Below are 24,889 nucleotides of genomic sequence, written 5' to 3' on the forward strand. Positions count from 1 at the left end.
AAGGCGCACGGGCCGAAGGCCTCAGCCCGTGAACGGCGGGACGAAGAAGCACGGCACCGGACGCGGATTCGCCGGGTCCAGCGCATTGAGCACGTGCGTGGCCGCGATCGGGTCGGCGGCGATGCCCGCGTGCTCGGCGTAGTCGAGTGCGCAGCCGTCCTGCACGACGATGTTGGTGGCGTTCGGGGCCTCGACGAACCCGGCGGTGTACGGGACGACGGCCTCGTCGTAGCGGGTCATGATGTTGGTGTACGTCACCTGCGGCACGTACGGCCCACCTTCGTTCATCTTGTTCATGAAGTCGGTACCCGCCGCCATCTGGAAGCATGCCCCGCACAGCTTCTCGACCGTGTCGGCCTGCACCTGCTCGAGCCCCGCACGCTTGACAGCCGGTGCCAGCTGCGAGACACCGAGCGCGTCGACGCCCTTCCACAGGGGCGCCAGCGATACGTACTTGTCCACCTTGTCGGCACCGCCCAGGAACTTGAGGTAGTAGCTGGGCATCAACGTGCCCTGTGAGTGTCCGACGACATTCACCTTCGACGCCCCGGTCGCGGCGAGCACCCGGTCGACGAACTGCCCGAACTGCTGCGCGCTCTGCTCGATCGGCAGCATCCCGCCGATCGCGCTCACCGGCCACGGCATCCCGGGCACCCCACCGTAGGTCAGGGCGAACACGCAGTAGCCCTCGTTGGCGAGCAGCGGCGCGTACTTGCCCCAGTTGGTCTGCTGCCCACCGCCGGTGCCGTGTACCAGGATCACCGGTTCGGGATGCTCGGCGGTGGGCTTGCACGAGAAGTCGTTGGAGCCGGGCAGCGAGCCGGCCGGATTGATCAGCTCCGGCGGGATGCCGGAGAAGAAGCCGTCGGGCACAGCGAGCGGCGGGGTCGGCGCGGCCTGCGCGGTACCCGCCGCCAGGAGTATGGTCGAGGCTGCTATTGCAAGTCCTGCGAACAACTTTCGCACGTGAGCTCCCTGTCTCGGTGTGACGTCCCGACCGCTCGGGGGAACCTAGCACGAGCGGTACCGGCCGTAACGTGAAATGCGTGGACTGAAACGTTCGGACCCGCATCGCCGACAGGCAGGGTGAATTGACTACTGGAGGGGTGCACGAATGGGATCGGCTGCAGATATCACGTCCTGGCTGGCGGAGGGGTACCTCGCGGGCGACCCGATCCGGTATCCGCTCTACGTCGGCTCGATGTTCCTGGCGATGCCACTCCAGCTTCTGGGTCTCATCACGGGGCATCCTTTCTGACAACCGCTTTCGCTCCGATTCGTGGTGCGGTCTGCGCCGCCGTCGTCGATACTCGGGTGACCGGAGAACCCCACGCGCAGAGAGCGACCGCGACATGGCCACGAACAGTTCGAAGAACGCCGACGGTGTGCTCGCGCCGTCCGACCTGATCGATCAGCGCATCGAGGAACTGGGTGACTGGCGCGGCGAGAAGCTCGCCGAGATCCGGGAACTGGTGCACCGCGCGGATCCCGAGGTCGTCGAGGAATGGAAGTGGCGCGGGGTCCCGACGTGGTTCCACGCCGGGATGATCTGCACCGGCGAGACGTACAAGAAGATCGTCAAGGTCACGTTCGCCAAGGGTGCATCGCTGGACGACCCGACGGGGATGTTCAATTCGAGCCTCGAGGGAAACACCCGACGTGCCATCGATTTCCACGAGGACGACGAGATCGACGGTGCGGCGTTCGCGGCCCTCGTGCGGGCTGCTGTGCAGCTGAACCTGTCGAAGTAATGGATACGGCGAAGGCCCGGCACCTCACCACAGGTGCCGGGCCTCCGCCGTCATGCAGCGATCACCCCTCCAGGATCGCGAAGCCCTTGTAGCCGGAATCGGCGACCTCCGTGATGATCTGGCGGTAGCCGGCGAAGCCGCCGAGGAACGGCATGAACACCCGCGGGCGGCCGGGGATGTTGGCGCCGAGGTACCACGAGTTCGCGGTGTTCAGCAGCGATGCCTCGGCGCGGGTGCGGCATTCCTCGACCCAGTCGGCCACGGCCTCCGGGGTGCCCTCGATCGCCGCGGCACCGCGGTCGCCGAGGTAGGCGATCGCGTCGGCGACCCAGTCGACGTGGAGTTCGGAGTGCAGCACCATGTTCGCCAGCACCGACGGGCTACCGGGCCCGGTGAGGTTGAAGAAGTTGGGGAAGCCGTCGATGCCGAGACCGAGGTAGGTTTCGGGGCCGGCAGCCCACTTCTCCTTCAGCGACTGCCCGCCGCGACCGACGATGTCGAGCTTGTCGAGCGAGCCGGTCATGGCGTCGAACCCGGTGGCGAGGACGATCGCGTCGAGGTCGTAGTGGGCCTCGGTGGTGTTGACACCCGCGGCGTCCATGCCGACGATCGGGGTGGCCTTGAGATTGACCAGCTCGACGTTGTCGCGGTTGTAGGTCTCGTAGTAGCCGCTGTCGGTGACGATGCGCTTGGCGCCGATCGCGTGGTCGTCGGGGATGAGCAGATCGGCGATCGCGGGATCGTCGATGACGGCGCGGACCTTCTCCTCCCAGAACTTGCGGGCGGCGTCGTTCGCGGCCTGGTCGGTCAGCTGGTCGGGGAACGTCTTGGAGTAGAGGACACCGCCGAGCTTCCAGCGCTCCTCGTACGCGGCGCGGCGCTCCTCCTCGGTTGCCTCGAGCGTCAGCTTGGGGTGCGCACGGTGCGGCGAGCCGCCACCGGACTCCCACGACAGCCGGCGTCGTTCCGCGTAGTTGGCCTTCTGCTCGGCGCGGGTGGCGTCGTCGAGCGGGGCGTTGCCGGCGGGGACGCTGTAGTTCGCCGACCGCTGGAACACGAACAGCTTGTCGGCCTGCTCGGCGATGTGCGGGATCGACTGGATGCCCGACGAGCCGGTGCCGATCACCCCTACCCGCTTGCCGGTGAAGTCGACGCCGTCGTGGGGCCAGTGCGCGGTGTGGAAAACGTCGCCGGCGAAGGTGTCGAGGCCGTCGAAGTCGGGGGTGTTGGCGTTCGACAGCGGACCCGCGGCGACGACGAAGAAGCGCGCCGAGACGACGTCGCCGCGGTCGGTGCGGACGGTCCAGCGCAACGTCTCTTCGTCGAGGGTCGCGGACGTGACGCGGGTGTCGAACTGGATGTCGCGGCGCAGATCGAAGCGATCGGCGACGTGCTCGAGGTAGGCGAGGATCTCCGGCTGGGTGGCGTACTTCTCGCTCCAGTCCCATTCCTGCTCGAGCTCCGGGGAGAACGAGTACGAGTAGTCCACGGACTCGACGTCGCAGCGGGCGCCGGGGTAGCGGTTCCAGTACCAGACGCCGCCGACGCCGGACGCGGCCTCGAAGGCGCGGACCGTCAGACCCTGCTGACGGAACCGGTGTACCGCGTAGAGTCCCGCGACGCCGGCGCCGACCACGACGACGTCGAACGAAGCGGTGGTCCCCAGTGCCGAATCCTGTCCGTTCACGAAAACTGTCCTTCCACGAGCGTGAGCTGCCGGCCCGGATCGGACCAGACCTCACGGTTCTTGCGATGAATTCACGCTATGGCCGTGTGAACCACGTGACAGCGGACCGTCCCGCCCAGCGGGTCGTTTCCCTGGAACAGGGACTTTCGGCGAGCGACGAAACCGGCTTCTTGCAGGGCGGATGCCGCTCCGGTGCAGGCGCGGCAGGCTCCCACCACGAGGGACGATTCCGGCCCACGGGAGCCTCGGTAGCCTGGGCGACGTGCCGACCCCGAACCCCGATCCGACGAGTGCCCGCCTCGACAGCTGGATGTGGGCGGTGCGGCTGTTCAAGACGCGTTCGCAATCCGCGTCGGCGTGCCGTTCCGGTCATGTCCGGGTGAACGGGACGGCCGCGAAGGCGTCGGTGCAGGTCAAGCCGGGGGATGAGGTGCGGGTGCGGATCGCCGGGCGCGAACGGATCGTCGTCGTGGTCCGGCCGGTCGCGAAACGGGTCGGCCCGCCGATCGCGGCCGAGTGCCTGCAGGACAACAGCCCGCCGCCGCCGTCGCCGGAGTTGATCGCGTCGATCCCGCGGCGTGACCGGGGCGCGGGCCGGCCCACCAAACGTGAGCGCCGGGACATGGAGAAATTCCGCGGCTCGCGGGCTTCAGACGGATCTCAGAATCCGGATCTACCCTGAACTGTCGGCGCCCGGACGGAAGAGAGCAGGCCCGCCCCATGACCAACCCCGAGGATCCGCGCACTCCGCAGGAACGCGCATACGACCCGGCCGAGCAGCAGGCGCCGGACGAGACCGTCCAGTGGGCCCGCCCCGCGGACGGCCCGACCCAGCAGCTCGGGCCGGTCGGGACGCCGGCCCCGGAGCAGCCGACCGAGCAGTACTACACGGCCGACCCGTACCAGGCGTACGGCGCGCAGGCCCCCGAGGCGACGCAGGCGTACCCGACGCAGGCGTATCCGGCGTACGACCCGCGCTACGACCCGCAGGCCGCGCCGCCGAACGCGACACAGGCGTATCCGACCTACTACGGCGCAGGTGGCTACCCGCCGGGCGGCTACCCGCCGCCCGGACAGCCACCCACCGGTGAGGTCCCGCCACTCGAGAACGGTCCGGGCAACAAGCCCGGACGCCGGGTGGGACTGTGGGCGGCGGCCGGCGCCGGCGTGGTGCTGCTGGCGCTGGGCCTGATCGTCGGGTTGATGCTGAACGGGAACTCCGACGAGAGCGACACCGCGGCCGCGCCCTCGCCGCGGACCTCGGCGCCTGCCGTCCCGCCCCGTGCGGGTGCGCCGACGGAACCCGAGACCACCTCGCCCTTCGAGATCCTGCCCGGTGGCATCGGTGACGTCATCGGCAACGCCGGGACGGCGATGGGCACGATCACCGCCAACGACGGTGGCACTCTCACCATCGACGGGCTCGGCGGAACCACGATCACCGTCAAGACCACGCCCGACACCTCGCTCATCTCGTTGACCGCGAACAGCATCGCCGAACTGAAGCCCGGCGAGTCGGTGCTGGTGCAGGGCGACAAGGTGAAGGACGGCACCCTCACCGCGAAGTTGATCATCGGCACCACGCTTCCCGAGTTCGGTAACTGACTCGCGGCACCGGATGCCCGGAAGTGCGCCGGGAGTGGCTAGGCTGACCCTCGATGACGGCTATGTGGTTCGGATTGGCAGTGATAGCGCTCGCGGGTGCTGTCGTGCTGCTCTATGTCGATCGTTCGCGTCGTGACCAGACCGGTCGGGTGCGGCAGATCTGGGCGAAGGCGCAGGGGTACACCTACAACACCGCGGACGAGCATCTGCCGTCGCAGTGGCATCGGGCGGCCCTCGCCAAGCAGGAGTACCTGGGCGCCGTGGACGTCGTGCGCGGCGTCCGCCGCGGCGAGCAGTTCGTGCTGTTCGACCTCGAGGACACGGCGACGATCGTCGCGGTGCACCGGGAGGTGGGCTCCGACGTCGACATCGATCTGCGCCTGAAGTCGACGCCTCCGCCGCGCGACAGCGACCTGAACCTGCTGGGCGCGATCGGCCCGCGCGTCGTGTTCGCGACCGATCTCGAGATCGCGCGCCGCGTGTGCGATCAGCGCATGGTGGCGTTCACCGAGTCGGTGCCGCCGCAGCTGCAGATGCTGTGGAGCGAGGGAGAATGGACGCTCGGTTCGCTCCCGATCGGCAGCACCGGCCGCGACTGGGACGCCGCGATCGAGGTCGTGGCCCGGCTGTCGGGGATGCTGCGCGTGCTGCCGCCGGCCGTCGAACCGCCGGCGATGCAGCCCGCCGCGCACGATCCCGGCCGCCCGATCGCCCCTGAACCCGTTCCCGAATAGCGGCTCGGATCCTGTTTCAGTAGATTCCGCAGCTGTGGTTGCTGTGTCGGGTGTTGTTCTTGTTGTTGTTGTGATTCTTGTGGCCTGGCTGGCGTCGGTGAACCGGGACCTGCGCCGCCTCGACGCCAATCTGCGCACCGCGCTGTCGTTGATCCACGTGGAACAGGACCGTCGCTGCGAGTACGTGCCCGGTCTCGTGCTCGCCGTCGCGGACACCGTGGGCCGCGAACTGGTCAGCACGGTCACCGGGGCGCGTTCCCTGGCGATGCGGGTCCGCGAGGAGAACCTGGACCTGGGCCGGCAGGCCGGCGCCGAGAACGCTCTCTCCGCCGCGCTGGCGTCGTTGATGGGGACCGCGCGCAGCTATCCCGCGCTGCGCCGCGACTGGGCGTTCGTCCGCCCGGCACACGAGATCGACCAGACCGAGACGCGTCTCGCCGGCGCCGTCACCGTCTACAACGATCTGGCCCGCAAACTGAACGACTCGCTGCGCACGTTCCCCGCGTCGCTGCTCGCGCGGCCCGCGGGAATCGCCGCGGCACCGCTGTTCGAGGCGGCGACACTCGAGATGCCCACGAGCGCGGGCGACGCGTCCGCCGCCGAGCAGGCCGCATAGGGCCGCCAGCGCTGTGACCTGGCCGCCTCGCTAGGCTCGACACGACGAAAAGTCACTGACTTCGAACGATGATGGGAGCGGCCGATGACGGATCGCGACGAGCTCGCCGCGCTGGTGCGCGAGCTGGCGGTGGTGCACGGAAAGGTCACCTTGTCCTCCGGCAAGGAAGCCGACTACTACGTGGACCTGCGCCGCGCGACCCTGCATCACCGGGCCGGACCGCTGATCGGCAAGCTGCTGCGCGAACTGGTCGCCGACTGGGACTTCGCCTCCGTCGGTGGCCTGACGATGGGCGCCGACCCGGTCGCGATGGCCGTCATGCACGCCGAGGGCCGGCCGATCGACGCGTTCGTCGTCCGCAAGGCCGCCAAGGCACACGGCATGCAGCGTCAGATCGAAGGCCCCGACGTCGTCGGCAAGCGCGTCCTGGTCGTCGAGGACACCACCACCACCGGCAACTCGCCGCTCACCGCCGTCAAGGCACTGCGTGACGCCGGCGCCATCGTCGTCGGTGTCGCCACCGTCGTCGACCGCGCCACCGGCGCCGACGCCGTCATCGCCGCCGAGGGCCTCGAGTACCGCTCGCTCCTGGGCCTCGACGATCTGGGGCTGAGCTAGGCGCCTTTTCTCAACAGCTGAAGGGACCCTTCGTGCGCTCGCGGCGCATGAAGGGTCCCTTCAGCTGTAAGTGGCGTCCGGTCAGGGGACGAGGAAGAACGCGCTGACGACGCCGTATCCCGCCTGCGGGCGCAGTTCGTTGTACCAGGGGCCGATCGGGCTCACCTGCATCGTCAGCCTCGCGAGCCCGGAACCGGGATTGATCTCGGTTCGGACGGTCTCGCCCTGGCGTGCGAGGAGTTCGACATCCCTGAGCTGCCCGGTGAAGATCCCGAAATTCCATCCGACGGCGACCTTCAGCCGGCAGACCGGGTTCTGCGCCCAGCCCGGTCCGACACCGTTCAGGACACGCGGCGTGAACGCGATGGTCGCGAGACCCGGTCGCGCCGGATCGGTCTCGACGACGGTGTCGATGAGGCCGTTGCAGAAGTCGTTCTGCCCGAGCACCGGCAGGGTGGGTCCGTTGATCGTCGTGTGCACGAGCGGCGCCGGTGCCGGTGCGGCGCTCGCGGTGGTGGCGACGCCCGTGATGGTGGCGGTCGCGATGGCCGCGGCGCCGAATGCGCGCACGGCAAAGCTGCGAAGCTTCATGTGAATCCCCCGTTTTTCGATGTGTTTCGTTCCCCCGGCCGTCCCGTGACTCCCCGTCACGGTGCAACAGCCTCGAGCATGCTCACACACAACCCGCGGCGACACCAAACCGGATGGTCGGCGACGGAACAGTGGCTGTCGCATATCGTGTTCCGATGCCGATCCGGAAGACGCGGACACGCCTGTCCGACGGGCGCGAGCTGATCTATTTCGACGACACCGAGCCGTACGCAAGTGGGGTAGTGACACGCGAGTTGCACGACGGCCGTGACCTGGCACCGGTCGAGGCGGCGTCGACGATGCGCTTCGACGTGCTGACGGGGGAGTGGGTGACGCTCGCCGCGCACCGGATGAATCGCACCTTCCTGCCGGCGACCGACGAGTGCCCGCTGTGCCCGACGCGGCCCGGACGTCCGGCGACCGAGATTCCGGCCGGCGACTACGACGTCGCGGTGTTCGAAAACCGCTTCCCGTCGCTGGGTTCGGCAGCGGAGGAGGTTCCGGGACTCGTTGACGGCGAGCGTCTTTGGCCGCAGCACACCGCCGACGGCCGGTGCGAGGTGGTGTGCTTCACCCGCGACCACGACCGCGGCTTCGCGCAGCTTCCGGTCTCCCGCGTGCGGACCGTGCTCGAGGCGCTGCGGGACCGGACACGCGAGCTGTCGACGCTGCCGTCCGTCGCGCAGGTGTACTGCTTCGAGAACCGCGGCGAGGAGATCGGGGTGACGCTGTCGCACCCGCACGGTCAGATCTACGCGTATCCGACGCTGCCGCCGCGCACCACCGCGCTGCTGCGTCAGGCCGAGGAGCACCGAAAGCGCACGGGGCGTTCGCTTCTGCGCGACGTCCTCGACGCCGAGCGGCGCGCCGGTACCCGCGTGGTGGTCGAGGGCGAGCACTGGACCGCGTACGTGCCCGCTGCGGCGCGGTGGCCCGTCGAACTGCATGTCGCGCCGCACCGGGACGTCGCCGATCTCACCGAGCTCGACGACGCCGAACTCGACGAGCTCTCGCACCTCTACCTCGACGTGCTCGGTCGGCTGGACCGCTTCTTCGACGGCGTCGATCGGCTGCCGTACATCGCAGGGTGGCACCAGGCTCCGATCGGCGCAGGCCGTGACCTGGGACGGCTGCACCTGCAGGTGTTCTCGCTGATGCGTTCGCCACACCGGATGAAGTTCCTCGCCGGTTCCGAATCCGGGATGGGCGCGTGGATCAGTGACACCACCCCCGAGCGGATCGCCGCGCGATTCCGAGAGGTCGCGCCGTGACGGTCTGGTTCGACGCCCGTTCCGACGCCGAACTCGCTACTGCGGTAACGGATTCGTTCCGCCACGAGTTCGGCGTGGGCGCGGACGGCGTGTGGGCGGCACCCGGTCGGGTCAACCTGATCGGCGAGCACGTGGACTACGCGGGCGGGCTGTGCCTGCCGATCGCGTTGCCGCACAGCACCGCGGTCGCGGTGACGCGTCGTACCGACGGGCTGATCCGGCTGCGGTCGTCGAACGGCGACCCGTGGGACGGCCGGCTCGCCGACATCGGCCCCGGGCGGCCGGCGGGGTGGGCGTCGTACCCGGCTGGCGTGATCTGGGCACTGCGTGAGAAGGGCTTGCTCACTGGCGATTTCGGCGGAGTGGATGCCGTGTTCGTGTCCACCGTGCCGATCGGCGCGGGGCTGTCGAGTTCGGCGGCGCTCGAATGTTCGCTCGCGCTCGCGCTGGTTCCCGACGCCGATCGGGCGGACCTGGCAGCGGCGTGCGTGCGGGCCGAGAACGACGTCGCCCTCGCCCCCACCGGCGGAATGGACCAGGCGGCGTCGCTGCGTGCATCGGAAGAGACTGCGCTGCTGCTGGATTCGGATTCGGGTGAAGTGTCTCACGTACCGTTCGTCCCGGAGGATTTGTCGCTGTTGGTGATCGACACCCGGGCGCCGCACCGGTTGGCGGACGGGCAGTACGCGAAACGTCGGGCGGCGGTGGAGCGGGCGACGCGTCGGCTCGGGGTGGCGTCGCTGCGCGTACTGGCCGATCGGGGGCGGGAGGGCGCGGACGCGGTCCGGTCGCTGAAGGACGACGTCCTGCGGCGGCGGGCGTGGCACGTGATCAGCGAGATCGCCCGCGTCCGGCTCGCGGTGGCGGCAGCGGAATCCGGGGACTTCGCGGAGTTCGGCCGACTGCTGTACGCGTCGCACATGTCGTTGCACCGCGACTTCGAGGTCTCGTGCCCCGAGCTCGACACCGCCGTCGAGGCCGCGATGGTCGCCGGGGCGCTCGGTGCGCGCATGACCGGTGGCGGGTTCGGTGGTTCCGCGATCGCACTGCTCCCCGCAGAGAAGGTCGACGACGCGATCGACACCGCCCGCCGCCTGGCCGCGGACCGAGGCCTGCCCGAACCGGCCTTCGCCGTCGTCGCCGCTTCGGCCCCCGCCCGCCGCCTGCTCTGACGCCCCCCTCTCGCGTTTTGCGCACTTATCGCGCCTTCCGGGGTGCCCCGGGGCGCGATAAGTGCGCAAAACGCGGGAGCCGGGATCCCGTGGACCGGGAGACGGGGATCCCCTCCCTGCAGGGACCGGGCATGCTCGGTCCAGTCGAGGAACGGAGCGCCGGTGAGCCAGGAGCGGGTGCGGATGTCGGAGCTGGGCTCCGATTCGGTGTCGGTGCTACGGATCATCGCCTACTTCGACGAACTGGGGGAGTCGGCCGCCAACGCGGACACCATCGTGCGGGCGGCGGCACTGCTCGCGGAGTGCTCCGTCGGTGCGGGCTGGGCGTCCGGCACCGTGATCGGCTACGACGCGCTCGGGAACCCTCGGGGCGACCTGCGCCCACCGGCCTGCGGCCCCGAGGGGCCCGGCGTGTGGCTCGACCGCGACGGCACCGACCGCCCCCTCGACTCGGTGCTGCTGGACCGCCTCCGCCACACCCTGCGGGTCGCGGCCGCGCGCTCCGGATCGTCGGAGACACTGCGGCTGGGGGACCCCGCGCTGCTCGAGGTGGTGCTGTCGGACAAGGAGCGCCGTGAGGACCGGGTGCGGGCGGTGGGTCTGCTCGGACTCGACCCCACGCGCGACATTCGGGTCCTGGCGGTGTCGTCGAACACGAGTACCACTGCTGTCGAACAGATCTCACGGATCTGCGTGGGCCGGTTGGTCCGCTCCGTCGACGTCGGAAACCTCACGGCCGTGCTCCTGCAGGACGGCGCCGACAGCCGTACGCTCGCCGACGATCTGCACGCCGCGATGGCCGACGCGTACCCGACGTCGGGCGTCGATCGCGGCCCGTGGGTGGGGATCGGGGAACGACTGAGCGTGTATGCGGCGCCGACGTCGTGGAAACAGGCGCGGCGGGCGCTGCGGTTCGCGTCGTCCACCGGGTACGGCCGGCGGGCGGTGGCGTATTCACGGCTCGGTTCGCTCGAGCTGCTGGTCGAACTGCCCCTCGAACGCCTGCTCAACGACCGGGACGTCGCCCGGATCAACGCGATCGCGGCGTCGGCGTCCGGCGCCCAGGACGTGGCGACGCTCGAGGCGTTCTGCGTGTTCGGGTCCCTGCGACGCACAGCCGCCGAACTGCACGTCCATCACAGCACCGTCGCCGCTCGACTGGCGCACCTGGAAGCCGAGATGGGCTGGAACCTCGAGGACTCGATGGACCGGTTCACTGCGACGCTGGTGCTGATGATCCGGCGGATGGCCTTGTCGTCTACCGAGTTGGCGGCGTCCGAGGTGTTCGGTTCGGGCTTCTGAGCCCGACGCCCGATACCGGCGCCCGACGCTCGTCGGACCCGACGGGCGGAACGGTCGACGCGCGTCGGGTGACCGGTACGGGTCCGATGGGTGACGATCGTCGCGAAGTTCGTTTCATCGGAAAGGAATTCGCACATGGCCGTGATCGACCCGAATCGCACGTGGGAACTGCTCGAGCAGCGCCTCGCCGTCACCACCGATGCCCGCCACCGAGTCGTTCTCGGTGCGGTGATCGAGCACATGCGAGCGGAGGCCGCCCCGGACCTGGATCGGCTGATGGCGACGCTGAATCCCGCTCCCGACTACCACTTCTGGAACGGCGGCCAGGACGTCGGGCCGAAGGGCACCGAGGGTGTGAAGACGTATTACATCGACTTCCTCGCGACCCGCACCAACATCCTCGAGTACGAGCTCGACCGGCTCGTCGTGGACGACCACTGCCTGGTCACCGAGGGTTTTCTCAAGCAGATCCACCCCGGCTCGTATCCTGCGCAGATCGGCATCCCGGTCGACGACGAGGCGGCCGACTATCTCGTCGTCTTCCGTCAGCTGATCCTGTGGCCGGTGGACGAGGACGGGCTCATCCAGGGCGAGGACTCGTACCACTCCGGCCCGTCGAGCGTCACCAAGCTGTCGTTCGAGGAGTTGCCGCAGGAGTACGTCGACCTGGTGCACACCCCGGCCACCTGACCCCCGAACGCGTTTTGCGCACTTGTCGCGCCCGGGGCACCGGGATTTCCGCGACAAGTGCGCAAAACGCGAGGGGGAGGGGGACAGGGAGGAGGAGGGGGGAAGGGTACCGACCTCAGTCGGCGTCGCCGACCGTGACGGCGACGGCCTCCTCGACGCTGTGCGGTTCGGGATCGTGATCGTCGACGTGCGCCAGCACCTTTCGTCCCGTGGCGAGGACCAGGATGCCCAGGACGGTGCATCCGGCGCCCACCCAGAACGGCACGTGGACGTTGTGCTCGCCGAGCTTGCCGGCGACGTACGGAGCCGCTGCGCCGCCGACGAAGCGGACGAAGCTGTACGCGGCCGACGCCGTCGAACGTTCGATCGGCGCCGAGATCATCACGGTCTCGGTGATGAGGGTGTTGTTGACGCCCAGGAACAGTCCCGCCAGGACGACGCACACCACCAGTGCCGGCTTGGAGTCGGTGAACAGTGCCATCGCCGCGAGGTCGACGGCGAACAGGCTGAGGGCGGCGATCATCATCGGCAGCGTGCCGAAGCGGCGCTGCAGGCGCGGGGCCAGGAACACCGACGCGATCGCCAGCGCCACACCCCAGCCGAAGAAGATGAAGCCGATCGAGTACGCGCCCATGTCCAGCGGGAACGGGGTGTAGGCGAGCAGCGTGAAGAAGCCGTAGTTGTAGAGCAGCGCGGTGATCGCGACCGTCAGCAGACCGCGGTGGCGCAACGCGAGGAACGGTGCGGCCAGCGAGGTCCGGTGCGTCGGCTTGGGCGCCTTGGGCAGCATCACCATGATCAGGATGAAGGCGATGGCCATGAGCGTCGCGACACCGAAGAACGGTGCGCGCCAGCTGATGTTGCCGAGCACTCCACCGACCAGCGGTCCGACGGCGATACCGATGCCGAGCGCCGCCTCGTACAGGATGATCGCCTGTGCGACACCGCCACTGGCAGCGCCGACGATCGCCGCGAGGGCGGTCGCGATGAACAGTGCGTTGCCCAGACCCCAGCCGGCACGGAAGCCGACGATCTGGTTGATGGTGTCCGACGTGCCGGCCGCCGCCGCGAACACCACGATGATCGCCAGGCCCCACAGCAGCGTCTTCTTGGCGCCGATGCGGCTCGAGATCATGCCGGTGAACAGCATGGCGACGCCCGTGACCAGCATGTAGCTGGTGAACAGCAGCGACACCTGCGACGGGGTGGCGTCGAGCTGTTCGGCGATGGGCTTGAGGATCGGGTCGACGAGCCCGATGCCCATGAAGGCGATGACGCTGGCGAAGGCGACGGCCCACACCGCTTTCGGTTGATGCAGGATGCTCGGCTTGCTCGCGGCCGGTGCGGTCGTGGTGCTCACGTATCCCTCCTCGGGTGATGTCGTGGTGGTCAGCGCTCTGCTGCGGCGGTCCGGATGATCGCCCGGAGTTCACCCAGTCCGTCCGAGATGCGGGCTACCTGCTCCGGCTCGAGGTGCGCGAAGTGTGGCGTCAGCGCGTCGGCGACCTCGTGGCGGGCCTCGGCGAGCCAGCGCCGTCCGTCGTCGCTGATGCCGACGAGGACGGCCCGGCAGTCGTCGGGATCCGTCTGGCGCGATACCAGCCCCTCCTCGCCGAGGCGCTTGAGCAGTGCCGTCGCCGACGGCTGGGAACAGCGGTCGAGGCGCGCGAAGGTGCTGATCCGGATGGGGCCCTGCTCCTCGAGTAGCGACAGTGCCCGCATCCACGGCCGGGGGCGGTCGTCGACGGAGAGTGCCGACGCGAGTCGGGTGAACCGGTGGGCGTTGCTCACCAGCTCGACGAGCAGGTCTCGGAACTGCGGATCGGTGGAACTCACGGAAGATAATAATTACATAAGCTAACTATCTATGTCTACCCCTCGCGTTTTGCGCACTTGTCGCGGGTTCGGCGCCCCGGAAACCGCGACAAGTGCGCAAAACGCGGGGAGGGGAAAGGCAGGGAAGGAGGGGCGCGGCGGTACGGTCGTGCGAAATCGGACACGGCGCTCCCAGCGAAGACCGTCGTGCCGGATCGGACACGAGGAGTGGGCATGGCATTCGCGAGCGGCAAGAAGTGGGGACTCGAGCACGCGGTGTTCGCCGGGGCGACGGCGGCGACGATCTTCGGTGCGGTCACCGGACGGGAGCGGGTCCAGCAGGTGGCGAAGCCGTTGATCGCGCCCGCGCTCGCGACCCGGGTCCTGCGCCGGCGCGACGACCTGGACACCGCCGACGCCGCGCTGCTCGTGGCGGGCCTGGCCGCCGCCACCGTCGGTGACGTGTTCATGATCGACCCCGACGTCGACGCCCGCCTGCGCCGCGGCGCCACGTCGTTCGGCGTCATGCAGACGACGTATTCGTCGTTGCTGGTCCGTCGGGGCGCCAAGCCGCGGCGGGCGGCGGTTCTCCCGCGACTCGGTGCCTGGGTGGGCGCGTCAACCCTGTTGCACGCGAAAGCTCCCGCCGTCGCGAAGACCCTCACCGGGTACGGGGCGCTGCTCGGCACCACCGCGACGCTCGCCGCCGATCCTGCGCTCGCGCCCGGCGCCTCGGACGTCGCGGGACTGCCGATGCCCAACCGCGGCGACCGCCGCAGCTGGCTCGGCCTCGGCGGGCTCCTCTTCACCGGTTCCGACGGAACGATCGTGGTGCGCAAGCTCTTCCTGCGCGGCGAGAAGACGCGGGCCGCGGCCGAGGGCGCGATCCTCGCCTCGTACGCGGCCGCGCAACTGCTGCTCGTCGAGGGGATGATCGAGTTGGGCCGACACGCACGGAAGCGAATGGGCTAGGGGTAGATCAGGATTCGATCGCGATTGCGCGGGTCGACGCGGATCGAGATCGTCTCGCCCGGGAGGAAGCGCTCGCGGAACTCGCGCGCGACCTCGTAAACCACGGTGCCGGTGTACGACTCGGATCCGGGCACCGTCAGCGCCAGATCGAGTTCGGTGAGCTGGCCGTTGTCGACCGTCCGGCGCAGCGGTTGCGCGCGGCGGATGGTCGCCCATCCCTCGATCCCGTGCCTGGCCAGTTTGCGCTCGGACCGGGTGGGGCGGTCGGCCCACATCATGCCCAGCCCGAGGGTGGAGCCGTACGCCGCGAGAAGACCGCCGATCTGGTACGGGATCGTGCCCTCGGGAGTGTGCTCGACGAGCCAGCCGAGCCAGGCCGACAGCACGATGAGGTAGCCGACGGTGATGAAGCAGACGGTGCGAACGATGCGTGGGTGATTCATGGCCTTCTCTTCTTGACGCCACCCAGCCTAGTCGTCCGAAGTGCGCCCGGCAGCGTCGTAACCGGGCTGCGCGACGATCACCGGAGCGAGCCATCGCTGCAGGTAACGGCGTAGTTCGGCGTCCGGGCGCTGCGGGTTGCCGGGGGAGACGAAGAACGACTGCATCGTCCGCAACAGATGCTCGACGAGTTCGCTCAGGGCCGCGTCGTCGTAGCCGTGCCGCGCCCAGTCGACGTCGAAGCGCCTGATCATGGTGAGGCCGAAGGCCTGCGCCTCCTCGGACGTGATGCCGTCCGTGTGGGAGTGCGCGCCCGAGAGCATGATGCCCAGGTGCGGAGTCCGGCGGACGTCGTCGAGCGTGTAGACGACGGCCTCGACCAGGGCGTCGGCGGGATCGCGGCGCCCCTGCACGTGGTCGGTGAGGCGATCGAGGAAGTCGCCGACCGACGCGATCGCGGACGCCCGCATCAGCGCGTCGGCGCTCGGGAAGTAGCGGTACACCGTCTGCCGGATCACGCCCAGCGATTCGGCGACGTCCGCGATGCTGACGGCCGATCCGGTGCGGGAGATCCCCTCGACCGCGGCGGCGACGATCCGCCGCGCGGCCTCGTCGTCGTCGACCGGCGGCTTGCCGCCCCATCCGCGTCTGCGTGCCACGGCCGGACCGTACCAGCCGTGCGGCCGGTCCCCGCGCAGGTGGCGACGATTTCGCCGAAACCAATCATACAAATGACAAGTCGATCGTATGATTGCTGCGATCGTGGCCCCGGCCTGCCAGGACGGGCCCGCACCGACGACGAACGAGGTAAGTGCGCATGACGGATCTCAAGCCCCGGAAGATGGATTTCGGCTTCGACGACGGGGACGTCCCGTTCCTGTGGAACCCCGACAACCCGGCCTGGTCGAGCATGTCGAACGCGGTGTCGTTCCTGGCCATCGGCTTCGAGAAGATGATCGTGAAGCTGATCCTGCAGGCCAAGCCCCTCATCACCGACCCCGAGGTCGCGGAGGAGGCGGTGGCGTTCATGAGGCAGGAGGGCCACCACTCGACTGCACACCGCCAGCACGTGAACGGGCTGATCCGCAGCTACCCGGGCCTGCAGAACACCCTCGACGCGGTCGTCGGCGAGTTCGATCTGCTGACCGAGCGCACTTCGATCAACTACCGGCTCGCGTACACCGCCGACCTCGAGGCGACGTTCACGCCCGTCTTCAAGCTCATGCTCGACAACGAGGCCACCCTGTTCCGGCCCGGCGACGACCGGGTTGCGTCGCTGTTCCTGTGGCACTTCGTCGAGGAGGTCGAGCACCGCAGTTCGGCACTGATCATCTACAACTCGATCGTCGGCAACGAGCTGTACCGGATGCGGATGGCGCCGTCGATCTTCGCGCACGTCATGAAGTCCATCCGCATCGCGTGTGCCGGCTTCAACCAGCATGTTCCGCTGTCCGAGCGGAAGGTCGACTCGCTGTCGATGTTCGCGCGGCACCGGGTCAAGCAGCGGGTGCTCACCACCCTCGCGCCGTACCTGACCAAGGGTCCGATGCCGCGCGCGTTCGACGGCCTCCCCATCGGCGAGCAGCTCACCGCGCTGCGCGGTGCCGTCCGCAGCCAGATGCCCGGCCACAACCCGACGCACGAGAACCTGCCGGTGCTGGCCGACGAGTGGTTCACCCGCTACGACGCCGGTGACGACTGCACCCGTTGGTACTCGGCCGCGCCGGTGTCGTCGGGGGTGAACTGATGTCGGACCTGTGTACGCCCACGTTCGAGGACCTGGCGACCCGGCTCGGTTTCTCGTGCGAGGAGGCCGGCGGCTTCTTCGAGCTGCGTAACCCGGCGGCGTTGGAGAACTGGACGCTGCCCGTCCTCGAGCTGACCATCGTCCTCGGTTCGGTCCTGGCGCTCGTGTACGCGATCGTGCGGCTGCGCCGGCACGGCGATCCCACCAACCTGGTGCTGTGGTTCGGCGCCACCGCGTTCCTGTTCGTGATCGAGCCGCCCATCTACTTCCCGGGCACGTTCGGTACCGAGGAATACCTCGGCACGATGTTCGCGCACAACGTGTTCACCGTCGACTTCCTGTGGGGCAGACTGCCGCTGTACATCATCGCGATCTATCCGTTGATGGCCACGCTGGCGTTCGAGCTCGTCCGCATGCTCGGCGTGTTCCGGCGCTACGGGGTGTTCCTCGGCGCGGTGTGCGTCGGCTTCGTCCACCACGCGTTCTACGAGATCTTCGACCAGCTCGGACCGCAGCTGCGGTGGTGGGAGTGGACGCTCGACAACAAGGTCAACCTGCCGTTCTTCGACTCGGTGCCGCTGCCGAGTGTGGTGGTGTTCGCCGCGCTGTGGCCGATGTCGCTGGCGCTGTGCGTCCAGTTCTTCGTCGGCCGGCACGTGGACGGGGGACGGCACTTCTCCGGGCTCGAATTGGTGTGGCGCACTGTCGTGGTCGGCCTCGTGGCGTCGGTCGGGGTGTTCGTTCTGCCGCTCCCGGCCACGGTCTTCGGCATGGGCAGCGACACGGTCCGCGGCGTCCTCTACGCGGCCGAACTCGTCGCCGTCACGGTGGTCGCGGTGCCGCTGCTGGTGAAGCAGTGGTCCCGATTGCGGTCGAGGACCTCCGACGTTCCGGCCTACTCCAACGACTTCGTCCGCATCTACGCCGTCGTGTACCTCGTGGTGATGGGCGGGTTGTGGCTGAGCGCCCTGCCCGACTTCTTCGGGGCGGTCGACGGCGTCACCACGAACGGTGATCCGATCGGCAACATCTGGTACACGATCGCATGCTTCGCCGTCGCGATCGCGTGCGTCGCCGCGACGTTCACCGTGCCGCGCCCGACCGCCGACCGGGACACGGCCCCCGACGAGCGTCCGGTGACCAACTCGGCCTGAGTGCACACGGTTTCGTCCCGCAGCGCCTAGCCTGACGGCATGGCAGCGACATCTCGGCCCACCGTGTTCGTCACCGGCGCCGCGGCGGGGATCGGCCGCGCGACCGCCCTCGAGTTCGCGCGCCGCGGGTACTTCGTGGGCGCATACGACATCGACGAGGACGGGCTCGGCTCCCTGCGCGAGGAGATCGTCGCGCAGGGTGGCCGGGCCCGCACCGGCGTCCTGGACGTCACCGACGCCGACGAGTGGCGGCTGCGTCTGGCCGAGTTCACCGCGGGGAACGGTCGACTCGACGTCCTCGTCAACAATGCCGGTGTCCTGGCGTCGGGGCACTTCGAGGACATTCCCCTGGAGACACAGCGGCGGATGGTGGACATCAACGTCGTCGGCATGATGAACGGCATGTACACGGCGTTTCCGTACCTGAAGGAGACGCCGGGAGCGCAGGTGGTGAACCTGGCGTCGGCGTCGGCGATCTACGGCCAGCCCGAACTCGCGACGTACAGCGCCACCAAGTTCGCGGTGCGCGGACTCACGGAGGCACTCGAACTGGAGTGGCGCGGCCACGACATCCGGGTGCTCGACGTGTGGCCGCTGTTCGTGCGGACCGGGATGATCCGCGGGATGTCCATCGGCAGCACCCGGTCGCTGGGCGTGCGGCTCACCCCGGAACACGTCGCGCGGGCTGTGTTCGACGCCACCCGGAATCGGGGACGGTTCCCGAAGGTGCACTTCCCTGTCGGCACTCAGGCCCGGGTCCTCGCCGCGGCATCGGGGATCTCGCCCTCGTGGCTGGCGCGGCTGTCGAACAAGGTACTCAGCCGCGCCTGAATCGAGTGCCGGTGTGGACGACTAGAGTTCGGTGACGGCGGATGGCGTCGAGAAATCGGTCAGGAGTGGGTGTGCGTCGGGGATTTCTGTCGTGGCTGGGAGTGGCCGCGGCGCTGACCGCCGTGCCGGCGCTTGCCGGGTGCGGAAGTTCGGCGCAGACACCGGCGGCCGAACCCACCACTACCGTCGCAGCGCCGACGACCACGACATCCGTGGCCGCGCCCACCACCACGACGACGACGGCCCCGACGACCACCACGACGGCGCCCACGACCACCGCGGCGGCCACCACGACGCTCACCGACGTGCAGTTCCAGCGCAACGAGTCGTACTTCTTCTCCTCGCCCGACGGCACCTTCACGTGCGGGATCGTGCGGCTGCCGGGCCGCACCGAGGCCGGCTGCGAGGGCGTCACCACACCGGTGCCGCCGCGGCCCGAGGACTGCATGGTCAGCTGGGGGAACGGGATCCGCGTCGAGGACACCGGACGCGGCGCATTCATGTGCTCGGGCGGGCAGCTCTACACGTCCGGCTCCGGCACCGAACCGGTCCTCGCGCCGGGTACCCCGCTCGCGAAGCTCGGGTACACCTGCGCGACGACGGCGTCGTCGGTGACGTGCACCAACGACGAGACCGGGCACGGGTTCACCGTCGCCCCCGATTCGAACGAGACGTTTTGACCAGCGAGGAACCGAAGATGCACTCCCCGCTCGCCGACGACGCAGACGCGGCGGGTCCCACCGAGTGGGGCGAGCACCCGCACGGCGTAGGCCCGTGGGCGGACGAGCACGAGACGCCGATGCCGATCGACGAGCGCTACGACCCGCAGTTGCTCGTCGACGGCGACCGCCGCAACGTCGTCGACGCGTACCGCTACTGGACGCGGGAAGCGATCGTCGCCGACATCGACTCCCGACGGCACCCGCTGCACGTGGCGATCGAGAACTTCGCGCACGACTCGAACATCGGCACGGTGGTGCGCACCGCGAACGCGTTCGCGGCCGCCGCGGTCCACATCGTCGGGCGTCGACGCTGGAATCGGCGCGGCGCCATGGTCACCGACCGCTACCAGCACCTGGTCCACCACACCGATCTCGACGAGTTGGCCGCGTTCGCGCGGGAGAACGGGCTGACGGTCGTCGCGGTCGACAACACGCCGGGGTCGGTACCGATCGAGACGGTCGAGTTGCCGCGGGACTGCCTACTGCTTTTCGGGCAGGAGGGGCCCGGCGTCACCGAGCAGGGGCACGCGGTCGCGTCGATGACGGTGTCGATCGCTCAGTTCGGATCCACCCGCAGCATCAACGCCGGAGTCGCGGCGGGAATCGCGATGCACACCTGGATCCGTCAGCACGCGGATCTCGGCCGGGCGTGGTGACCGGACCGCGCGGCACATACCAGCGAGTCCGGTAGCAAAAGTACCGGCGCCCAGGCAAGATCGGGGCATGCAGCGCGAATGGTCTGCCCGGGCGGACGCCGCCGAGGAGGCGGTCATGACCCGGCACATTCGCCGCGTGTGGGGGATGCCGGGGACCGCGCTCGCGGTGGTGGCGTGGCCCGCGGTGCGGCGCGAACGGATGTTCGTCAACTGGCACTACTGGTGGCAGGCGAACCTCATCAACTGCACCGTCGACGCCGCGGAACGAAACCCCACCGCACGCCGCCGGCGTCGGCTCGCGCGGCTCATTCGCGGTCACCGCTTCCGGAACATCTCGGGCTGGACCAACAACTACTACGACGACATGGCGTGGCTCGCGCTCGCGCTCGAACGTGCGCAGCGGATGCAGTTGATCGACAGCCGCAAAGCGCTGTCGACACTCGAGTCGCAACTGTTCGATGCCTGGTCACCCGATTCCGGCGGTGGGATCCCGTGGCGTAGGAACTCCGATTTCTTCAACACCCCGGCGAACGGGCCGGCCGGACTGGTACTCGCCCGGCTCGGCCGGTTGTGGCGGGCGCAGGCGATCGCGGACTGGATCGACGAGACGCTCCGCGATCCGGAGACGGGACTGATCTTCGACGGCATCCGGTCCGACGGCACGATCGAACGCAACATCTACTCGTACTGCCAGGGCACGGTGCTCAGCCTCGAGACGGAGCTGGCGGTCCGGATGGGCGCACCCCGGCACCTGTCGAGGGTGCACCGTCTGGTCGACGCGATCGACGAGCGACTGACGCGCGGCGGGGTGATCCGCGACGGGGGAGGTGGCGACGGCGGCCTGTTCAACGGGCTGCTCGCCCGATACCTGGCGCTGGTGGCGCTCATGCTGCCCGGCGATGCCCCGGAGGACGTCCGCGCCCGGCAACTCGCCGCGCAGTTGGTGCTCGGCTCGGCGGAGGCGGCGTGGGAGAACCGGCTCCAGGTCGAGGAGCTGCCACTGTTCGGCAAGGACTGGAGCATTCCCGCGCAGCTACCCGGCCTCGGTTCGGGGATCGCGACGTTCTCCGACGGGTCGGTGCATCCGTCGGACATCGCCGAACGGGACCTGTCGGTGCAGTTGGGCGGCTGGCTGCTGATGGAATCGGCGTACCTGGTGTCGGCGGCCGGATACCCGAAGCGTCGGTGACCGAGCGTCAGTTGTGGACGTCGTCGACTTCGACGTCCTCGGCCGGCTTCGCCATCTCGCGGCGATAGCTCCACACTCCCGCGGCGGTGCCGATCACGAGCAGCGTCACCAGGAGCCCGAGTACGAGCGGCATCAGCCACGGCACCCGTTCGAGCAGGGAACCGCAGTAGAAACCGATCATCAGCAGCACCGGCGCCCACACGACCGCACCGATGCTGCTGGCGATCGTGTAGCGCCGGTGGTCCATGTTCGCGGCACCCGCAACCATCGGGCACAGCGTCCGGACCCAGGGAATCCAGCGGGCGACCAGGACCGCCCAGAAGCCGTGCCGGTCGAGGAGCACGTTCACCTTGTGCAGGTTCGCCGCATTGACGTACTTGCCGTTGCGACGGGCCACGAGATGGTGGCCGCTGCGCTTTCCGATCGCGTAGCCCACCTGGTTGCCGGCGATCGCGGCGCCCATCGCGCCGGCCGACAGCGCCCACGTGTGCTGCGCGCCCGCCTCGTGCGTCGCGAGCACGATGCCCGCCGTCACCAGCAGCGAGTCACCGGGCAGGAACAGCCCGATGATCAGTGCGCACTCCAGGAAGACGAACGTGAGAACGATGATCCAGACCAGTGCGGGACCGGCCGATTCGAGCGGGCCGAAGGAGCCGGCCGCAATGGTCATCGTCAAGCGGTGGGGTCGTTCGGGGTCCGCACGGGCTCGATGGGCTCGACGCCCTCGACAGAGGTCTTCGGCGCCTTGCGGGAACCGAAGTAGCGCTTACCCACCTCGACGATGATGGGGACCACCGACACCAGGACGATGCCGATGAAGATGTAGTCGATGTTGTCGGCGATGAACTGGATCTGGCCGAGCCAGAAACCGAGGAGCGTGACGCCGGCGCCCCACACGATGCCACCGATGACGTTGTAGGTGATGAACGTCGAGTACTTCATCTTCGACGCGCCCGCGACGAGCGGCGCGTAGGTGCGCACGATCGGCACGAAGCGGGCCAGGAAGATGGTGGCCGGGCCGTGCTTCTCGAAGAAGGCGTGCGCCTCGTCGATGTAGCTCTTCTTGAAGACCTTCGCGTCGTTCGACTTGAACAGGGCCGAGCCGCCCTTCGCGCCGATCAGGTAGCCCACCTGGTCGCCGAGGACCGCGGCGATCGGGATGGTCACCATCAGCACCCACAGCGGTGCGAACGGTTCCACCTCCGCCGACTTCGACGCCGCGATCAGACCGGCGGTGAACAGGAGCGAGTCGCCCGGCAGGAGCGGGAACAGCAGACCCGACTCGATGAAGACGACCAGTAGGAGGCCGATCAGCATCCAGGTGCCGAACGAGTTCAGCAGATTCACTGGATCGAGGAATCCCGGCAGCAATGCCAGATTCGTGGTCACGGGCTCCGAGGCTGCCAGCACATTCACGCGCACCAGACTACCGGCGGCCGCTGAGAGACCGCTGAGTCCACCGGGCCGGGTGAGCCGACACGGTCCGGACACCAAGGGAGGCGGGGGCGCGTACGGGTTGCCATACTGCATAGAGAACCGGCGCGCCGTCACAGTCGGCCGCGCCATCAACCGTCACATGGAGGACAGCCGCCGTGCCTATCGCAACTCCCGAGGTCTACGCCGAGATGCTCGGCCGCGCCAAGGAGCACTCCTTCGCCTTCCCCGCCATCAACTGCACGTCGTCGGAGACGATCAACGCCGCGATCAAGGGTTTCGCGGACGCAGGCAGTGACGGCATCATCCAGTTCTCGACCGGTGGCGCGGAGTTCGGCTCGGGCCTGGGCGTCAAGGACATGGTGACGGGTGCGGTCGCGCTCGCCGAGTTCGCGCACGTCGTCGCCGCCAAGTACGACGTGACGATCGCGCTGCACACCGACCACTGCCCCAAGGACAAGCTGGACACCTTCGTGCGCCCGCTGCTCGCGATCTCCCAGGAGCGCGTGAACAACGGTCGGAACCCGCTGTTCCAGTCGCACATGTGGGACGGCTCGGCCGTGCCGATCGACGAGAACCTCGAGATCGCGCAGGAGCTGCTGAAGCTGTCGAAGGCCGCGAACATCATCCTCGAGGTCGAGATCGGCGTCGTCGGCGGTGAAGAGGACGGCGTCGAGGCCGAGATCAACGACAAGCTGTACACGTCGCGTGAGGACTTCGAGAAGACGGTCGACGCGCTCGGTGTCGGCGAGAACGGCAAGTACCTGCTGGCCGCGACGTTCGGCAACGTCCACGGCGTCTACAAGCCGGGCAACGTCGTCCTCAAGCCCGAGGTGCTCAAGGAGGGCCAGGAGACGGCCGTCGCCAAGCTGGGTCTGTCCGCGGGCTCGAAGCCGTTCGACTTCGTCTTCCACGGCGGTTCGGGCTCGCTGAAGTCGGAGATCGAGGACTCGCTGCGCTACGGCGTCGTGAAGATGAACGTCGACACCGACACGCAGTACGCGTTCTCGCGTCCGATCGTCGGCCACATGTTCTCGAACTACGACGGCGTCCTGAAGATCGACGGCGAGGTCGGCAACAAGAAGGTCTACGACCCGCGCAGCTACCTCAAGAAGGCCGAGGCCGGTATGACCGCCCGCGTCATCGAGGCCTGCAACGACCTCAAGTCCGCGGGACGCTCCGTCTCCGCCGGCTAGTCACCCTTTTCGCGTTTTGCGCACTTATCGCGGTTCCCGGGACGGGAAACCCGCGATAAGTGCGCAAAACGCGTTTCGGGGGCGGTGCGCTACTCGCGGTCGCACACCTTCCAGGTGCCGTCGACTCGCTCGAGGTCGAGTGTGCGCGGCGACGCGTCGGACGGATCGGCCTCGGTGTGCGCGGTGACCTGAGCGATCGCGGTGTCCCCGGTGATCTGGACGGTGTCGACGCTCGTGACCACCGGGACACCGCCGTGCGCGACGACGTCGCGGTGCACGCCGGCGAAGTCGGCGGGCGGGATGTCGCGGTAGAAGTCCGCCAGCGTGCCGCACGTCGAGGACTGCAGGGCGCCCAGATTGCCGGAGTCGAGGGCCTGCGCGAAGGTGTCGACGGCGTTCCGGACGCGGGACTCGTCAGGGTCCTGGGCGCCGGTGCGGGCGATGACGAAACCGGTCACGCCGAGCGCGGCCAGGACGCCGACCACCGCCAACGTCGACGCGACGATCCAACCGCGGTTGCCCCCGCGCCGCCGATCCTTCTTCGTGCTCGGCGCCGTCGGCCGGATGCGCTGCGGACCGGCGGCCGGGCTGGTCGGATTGTCGTTCTGGTCGGGCACGTGACGCCTCTCGGTCCGGGAGCGAGATCAACTGGTGGGCAGCCTATCGGCCTTCCGGCCGATGGCGGCACAATGGAC

General features: G+C 68.8%; 29 protein-coding genes. 19 read left to right on the plus strand and 10 right to left on the minus strand.

Features of this window, described 5'->3' with window-relative positions; genetic code table 11:
* Nucleotides 1-21: 21 nt before the first annotated feature.
* Nucleotides 22-966 (minus strand): alpha/beta fold hydrolase, encoded by a 945-nt coding sequence (locus PSS76_RS04560; RefSeq protein ID WP_013417158.1) that lies wholly within the window; start codon nucleotides 964-966, stop codon nucleotides 22-24.
* A 148-nt stretch (nucleotides 967-1,114) separates the two neighbouring features.
* Between PSS76_RS04560 and PSS76_RS04565 the strand changes: the two genes are divergently transcribed.
* Nucleotides 1,115-1,258: a hypothetical protein gene (locus tag PSS76_RS04565; RefSeq protein ID WP_005517726.1), complete on the plus strand. Its 144-nt coding sequence runs from the start codon at nucleotides 1,115-1,117 to the stop codon at nucleotides 1,256-1,258.
* Between the two features lie 94 nt (nucleotides 1,259-1,352).
* A complete protein-coding gene (locus PSS76_RS04570) occupies nucleotides 1,353-1,751 on the plus strand; it encodes a DUF1801 domain-containing protein (RefSeq protein ID WP_337455918.1) in 399 nt (132 codons plus the stop codon).
* 61 nt (nucleotides 1,752-1,812) lie between these two features.
* Here PSS76_RS04570 and PSS76_RS04575 read toward each other — a convergent pair whose 3' ends face one another.
* A complete protein-coding gene (locus PSS76_RS04575) occupies nucleotides 1,813-3,438 on the minus strand; it encodes a flavin-containing monooxygenase (RefSeq protein ID WP_337455920.1) in 1,626 nt (541 codons plus the stop codon).
* Between the two features lie 262 nt (nucleotides 3,439-3,700).
* Here PSS76_RS04575 and PSS76_RS04580 point away from each other — a divergent pair, with 262 nt between their 5' ends.
* The 5 genes from PSS76_RS04580 to pyrE all read left to right on the plus strand — a co-directional run bounded on the left by PSS76_RS04580 (nucleotide 3,701) and on the right by pyrE (nucleotide 7,011).
* On the plus strand, nucleotides 3,701-4,120 hold the full coding sequence (locus tag PSS76_RS04580; protein ID WP_005517730.1) for an Hsp15 family ribosome-associated heat shock protein: 420 nt from the start codon (nucleotides 3,701-3,703) through the stop codon (nucleotides 4,118-4,120).
* Between the two features lie 38 nt (nucleotides 4,121-4,158).
* Nucleotides 4,159-5,043 carry a DUF5666 domain-containing protein gene (locus tag PSS76_RS04585; RefSeq protein ID WP_337455921.1) on the plus strand — a complete coding sequence of 295 codons (885 nt, stop codon included), beginning with the start codon at nucleotides 4,159-4,161 and terminating at the stop codon, nucleotides 5,041-5,043.
* Nucleotides 5,044-5,105: 62 nt separating this feature from the next.
* Nucleotides 5,106-5,777, plus strand: a complete 672-nt coding sequence (locus tag PSS76_RS04590; protein WP_013417154.1) for a TtfA family protein — start codon at nucleotides 5,106-5,108, stop codon at nucleotides 5,775-5,777.
* A gap of 70 nt (nucleotides 5,778-5,847) precedes the next feature.
* Nucleotides 5,848-6,393, plus strand: a complete 546-nt coding sequence (locus tag PSS76_RS04595) for a LemA family protein (RefSeq protein ID WP_237168220.1) — start codon at nucleotides 5,848-5,850, stop codon at nucleotides 6,391-6,393.
* Between the two features lie 84 nt (nucleotides 6,394-6,477).
* Nucleotides 6,478-7,011: an orotate phosphoribosyltransferase gene (gene pyrE / locus PSS76_RS04600; protein WP_005517738.1), complete on the plus strand. Its 534-nt coding sequence runs from the start codon at nucleotides 6,478-6,480 to the stop codon at nucleotides 7,009-7,011.
* Between the two features lie 81 nt (nucleotides 7,012-7,092).
* Here pyrE and PSS76_RS04605 read toward each other — a convergent pair whose 3' ends face one another.
* Nucleotides 7,093-7,602 carry a hypothetical protein gene (locus PSS76_RS04605; RefSeq protein ID WP_013417152.1) on the minus strand — a complete coding sequence of 170 codons (510 nt, stop codon included), beginning with the start codon at nucleotides 7,600-7,602 and terminating at the stop codon, nucleotides 7,093-7,095.
* Between the two features lie 155 nt (nucleotides 7,603-7,757).
* Here PSS76_RS04605 and galT point away from each other — a divergent pair, with 155 nt between their 5' ends.
* The 4 genes from galT (at nucleotide 7,758) to PSS76_RS04625 (ending at nucleotide 12,037) form a co-directional block, all read left to right on the plus strand.
* Nucleotides 7,758-8,873, plus strand: a complete 1,116-nt coding sequence (gene galT / locus PSS76_RS04610; RefSeq protein WP_337455924.1) for a galactose-1-phosphate uridylyltransferase — start codon at nucleotides 7,758-7,760, stop codon at nucleotides 8,871-8,873.
* On the plus strand, nucleotides 8,870-10,045 hold the full coding sequence (galK, locus tag PSS76_RS04615) for a galactokinase (protein ID WP_337455925.1): 1,176 nt from the start codon (nucleotides 8,870-8,872) through the stop codon (nucleotides 10,043-10,045). The genes galT and galK overlap by 4 nt, the downstream gene beginning before the upstream one ends.
* Before the next feature lie 183 nt (nucleotides 10,046-10,228).
* The gene (locus PSS76_RS04620) at nucleotides 10,229-11,347 is read left to right on the plus strand and encodes a PucR family transcriptional regulator (protein WP_337456141.1); all 1,119 of its coding nucleotides are present in this window, start codon (nucleotides 10,229-10,231) and stop codon (nucleotides 11,345-11,347) included.
* Between the two features lie 135 nt (nucleotides 11,348-11,482).
* Nucleotides 11,483-12,037 (plus strand): nuclear transport factor 2 family protein, encoded by a 555-nt coding sequence (locus PSS76_RS04625; protein ID WP_084846879.1) that lies wholly within the window; start codon nucleotides 11,483-11,485, stop codon nucleotides 12,035-12,037.
* Between the two features lie 115 nt (nucleotides 12,038-12,152).
* Here PSS76_RS04625 and PSS76_RS04630 read toward each other — a convergent pair whose 3' ends face one another.
* Together PSS76_RS04630 and PSS76_RS04635 are read right to left on the minus strand one after the other, a co-directional pair.
* Complete coding sequence (locus PSS76_RS04630) at nucleotides 12,153-13,397, minus strand: MFS transporter (protein WP_205316930.1); 1,245 nt, start codon at nucleotides 13,395-13,397, stop codon at nucleotides 12,153-12,155.
* Between the two features lie 29 nt (nucleotides 13,398-13,426).
* The gene (locus PSS76_RS04635) at nucleotides 13,427-13,873 is read right to left on the minus strand and encodes a MarR family winged helix-turn-helix transcriptional regulator (RefSeq protein WP_013417147.1); all 447 of its coding nucleotides are present in this window, start codon (nucleotides 13,871-13,873) and stop codon (nucleotides 13,427-13,429) included.
* A 213-nt stretch (nucleotides 13,874-14,086) separates the two neighbouring features.
* Here PSS76_RS04635 and PSS76_RS04640 point away from each other — a divergent pair, with 213 nt between their 5' ends.
* Complete coding sequence (locus PSS76_RS04640) at nucleotides 14,087-14,824, plus strand: lysoplasmalogenase family protein (RefSeq protein ID WP_081205873.1); 738 nt, start codon at nucleotides 14,087-14,089, stop codon at nucleotides 14,822-14,824.
* On the opposite strand, the gene PSS76_RS04645 is transcribed toward PSS76_RS04640, so the two are convergent.
* Both PSS76_RS04645 and PSS76_RS04650 read right to left on the minus strand, forming a co-directional pair.
* Nucleotides 14,821-15,267, minus strand: a complete 447-nt coding sequence (locus tag PSS76_RS04645) for a hypothetical protein (RefSeq protein WP_064077302.1) — start codon at nucleotides 15,265-15,267, stop codon at nucleotides 14,821-14,823. The two genes, PSS76_RS04640 and PSS76_RS04645, sit on opposite strands and share 4 nt — an antisense overlap.
* A 27-nt stretch (nucleotides 15,268-15,294) precedes the next feature.
* Nucleotides 15,295-15,924 (minus strand): TetR family transcriptional regulator, encoded by a 630-nt coding sequence (locus PSS76_RS04650; protein WP_069855938.1) that lies wholly within the window; start codon nucleotides 15,922-15,924, stop codon nucleotides 15,295-15,297.
* Nucleotides 15,925-16,082: 158 nt separating this feature from the next.
* Here PSS76_RS04650 and PSS76_RS04655 point away from each other — a divergent pair, with 158 nt between their 5' ends.
* The 6 genes from PSS76_RS04655 (at nucleotide 16,083) to PSS76_RS04680 (ending at nucleotide 21,564) form a co-directional block, all read left to right on the plus strand.
* Nucleotides 16,083-17,012 carry a metal-dependent hydrolase gene (locus PSS76_RS04655; RefSeq protein ID WP_005517751.1) on the plus strand — a complete coding sequence of 310 codons (930 nt, stop codon included), beginning with the start codon at nucleotides 16,083-16,085 and terminating at the stop codon, nucleotides 17,010-17,012.
* Nucleotides 17,012-18,166, plus strand: a complete 1,155-nt coding sequence (locus PSS76_RS04660; protein ID WP_013417145.1) for a hypothetical protein — start codon at nucleotides 17,012-17,014, stop codon at nucleotides 18,164-18,166. Before PSS76_RS04655 ends, PSS76_RS04660 begins: the two co-directional genes overlap by 1 nt.
* Before the next feature lie 39 nt (nucleotides 18,167-18,205).
* Entirely contained in the window at nucleotides 18,206-18,997 is a 792-nt protein-coding gene (locus tag PSS76_RS04665; protein WP_337455927.1) for an SDR family oxidoreductase, read from the plus strand.
* A gap of 41 nt (nucleotides 18,998-19,038) precedes the next feature.
* Nucleotides 19,039-19,677, plus strand: a complete 639-nt coding sequence (locus PSS76_RS04670) for a DUF6636 domain-containing protein (protein ID WP_081184288.1) — start codon at nucleotides 19,039-19,041, stop codon at nucleotides 19,675-19,677.
* A gap of 17 nt (nucleotides 19,678-19,694) precedes the next feature.
* Nucleotides 19,695-20,375: a TrmH family RNA methyltransferase gene (locus PSS76_RS04675; RefSeq protein ID WP_081184625.1), complete on the plus strand. Its 681-nt coding sequence runs from the start codon at nucleotides 19,695-19,697 to the stop codon at nucleotides 20,373-20,375.
* A 67-nt stretch (nucleotides 20,376-20,442) separates the two neighbouring features.
* Complete coding sequence (locus PSS76_RS04680; protein WP_022597810.1) at nucleotides 20,443-21,564, plus strand: glycoside hydrolase family 76 protein; 1,122 nt, start codon at nucleotides 20,443-20,445, stop codon at nucleotides 21,562-21,564.
* A gap of 7 nt (nucleotides 21,565-21,571) precedes the next feature.
* Here the strand turns inward: PSS76_RS04680 and PSS76_RS04685 are convergent, their stop codons facing one another.
* Complete coding sequence (locus tag PSS76_RS04685) at nucleotides 21,572-22,234, minus strand: DedA family protein (protein WP_013417141.1); 663 nt, start codon at nucleotides 22,232-22,234, stop codon at nucleotides 21,572-21,574.
* A 2-nt stretch (nucleotides 22,235-22,236) separates the two neighbouring features.
* Nucleotides 22,237-22,980: a VTT domain-containing protein gene (locus tag PSS76_RS04690; protein WP_175274640.1), complete on the minus strand. Its 744-nt coding sequence runs from the start codon at nucleotides 22,978-22,980 to the stop codon at nucleotides 22,237-22,239.
* 176 nt (nucleotides 22,981-23,156) lie between these two features.
* On the opposite strand from PSS76_RS04690, the gene fbaA reads away from it, so the two are divergent.
* Nucleotides 23,157-24,194: a class II fructose-bisphosphate aldolase gene (fbaA, locus tag PSS76_RS04695; protein WP_064057645.1), complete on the plus strand. Its 1,038-nt coding sequence runs from the start codon at nucleotides 23,157-23,159 to the stop codon at nucleotides 24,192-24,194.
* An 89-nt stretch (nucleotides 24,195-24,283) separates the two neighbouring features.
* Here fbaA and PSS76_RS04700 read toward each other — a convergent pair whose 3' ends face one another.
* The gene (locus PSS76_RS04700; protein ID WP_064078508.1) at nucleotides 24,284-24,811 is read right to left on the minus strand and encodes an Rv0361 family membrane protein; all 528 of its coding nucleotides are present in this window, start codon (nucleotides 24,809-24,811) and stop codon (nucleotides 24,284-24,286) included.
* Nucleotides 24,812-24,889 lie beyond the last annotated feature (78 nt).

Source organism: Prescottella sp. D32, from assembly GCF_037287305.1.
Lineage (GTDB): Bacteria > Actinomycetota > Actinomycetes > Mycobacteriales > Mycobacteriaceae > Prescottella > Prescottella equi.

Coding starts and splice junctions, on each gene's coding strand:
- PSS76_RS04645 (WP_064077302.1), bottom strand. CDS start 15,267: ATGAATCACCCACGCATCGTTCGCACCGTCTGCTTCATCACCGTCGGC.
- pyrE (WP_005517738.1), top strand. CDS start 6,478: ATGACGGATCGCGACGAGCTCGCCGCGCTGGTGCGCGAGCTGGCGGTG.
- PSS76_RS04565 (WP_005517726.1), top strand. CDS start 1,115: ATGGGATCGGCTGCAGATATCACGTCCTGGCTGGCGGAGGGGTACCTC.
- PSS76_RS04625 (WP_084846879.1), top strand. CDS start 11,483: ATGGCCGTGATCGACCCGAATCGCACGTGGGAACTGCTCGAGCAGCGC.
- PSS76_RS04590 (WP_013417154.1), top strand. CDS start 5,106: ATGTGGTTCGGATTGGCAGTGATAGCGCTCGCGGGTGCTGTCGTGCTG.
- PSS76_RS04680 (WP_022597810.1), top strand. CDS start 20,443: ATGCAGCGCGAATGGTCTGCCCGGGCGGACGCCGCCGAGGAGGCGGTC.
- PSS76_RS04640 (WP_081205873.1), top strand. CDS start 14,087: ATGGCATTCGCGAGCGGCAAGAAGTGGGGACTCGAGCACGCGGTGTTC.
- PSS76_RS04685 (WP_013417141.1), bottom strand. CDS start 22,234: ATGACCATTGCGGCCGGCTCCTTCGGCCCGCTCGAATCGGCCGGTCCC.
- PSS76_RS04665 (WP_337455927.1), top strand. CDS start 18,206: ATGGCAGCGACATCTCGGCCCACCGTGTTCGTCACCGGCGCCGCGGCG.
- PSS76_RS04585 (WP_337455921.1), top strand. CDS start 4,159: ATGACCAACCCCGAGGATCCGCGCACTCCGCAGGAACGCGCATACGAC.
- PSS76_RS04605 (WP_013417152.1), bottom strand. CDS start 7,602: ATGAAGCTTCGCAGCTTTGCCGTGCGCGCATTCGGCGCCGCGGCCATC.
- PSS76_RS04675 (WP_081184625.1), top strand. CDS start 19,695: ATGCACTCCCCGCTCGCCGACGACGCAGACGCGGCGGGTCCCACCGAG.
- PSS76_RS04660 (WP_013417145.1), top strand. CDS start 17,012: ATGTCGGACCTGTGTACGCCCACGTTCGAGGACCTGGCGACCCGGCTC.
- PSS76_RS04670 (WP_081184288.1), top strand. CDS start 19,039: ATGGCGTCGAGAAATCGGTCAGGAGTGGGTGTGCGTCGGGGATTTCTG.
- galT (WP_337455924.1), top strand. CDS start 7,758: ATGCCGATCCGGAAGACGCGGACACGCCTGTCCGACGGGCGCGAGCTG.
- PSS76_RS04655 (WP_005517751.1), top strand. CDS start 16,083: ATGACGGATCTCAAGCCCCGGAAGATGGATTTCGGCTTCGACGACGGG.
- PSS76_RS04620 (WP_337456141.1), top strand. CDS start 10,229: ATGTCGGAGCTGGGCTCCGATTCGGTGTCGGTGCTACGGATCATCGCC.
- PSS76_RS04570 (WP_337455918.1), top strand. CDS start 1,353: ATGGCCACGAACAGTTCGAAGAACGCCGACGGTGTGCTCGCGCCGTCC.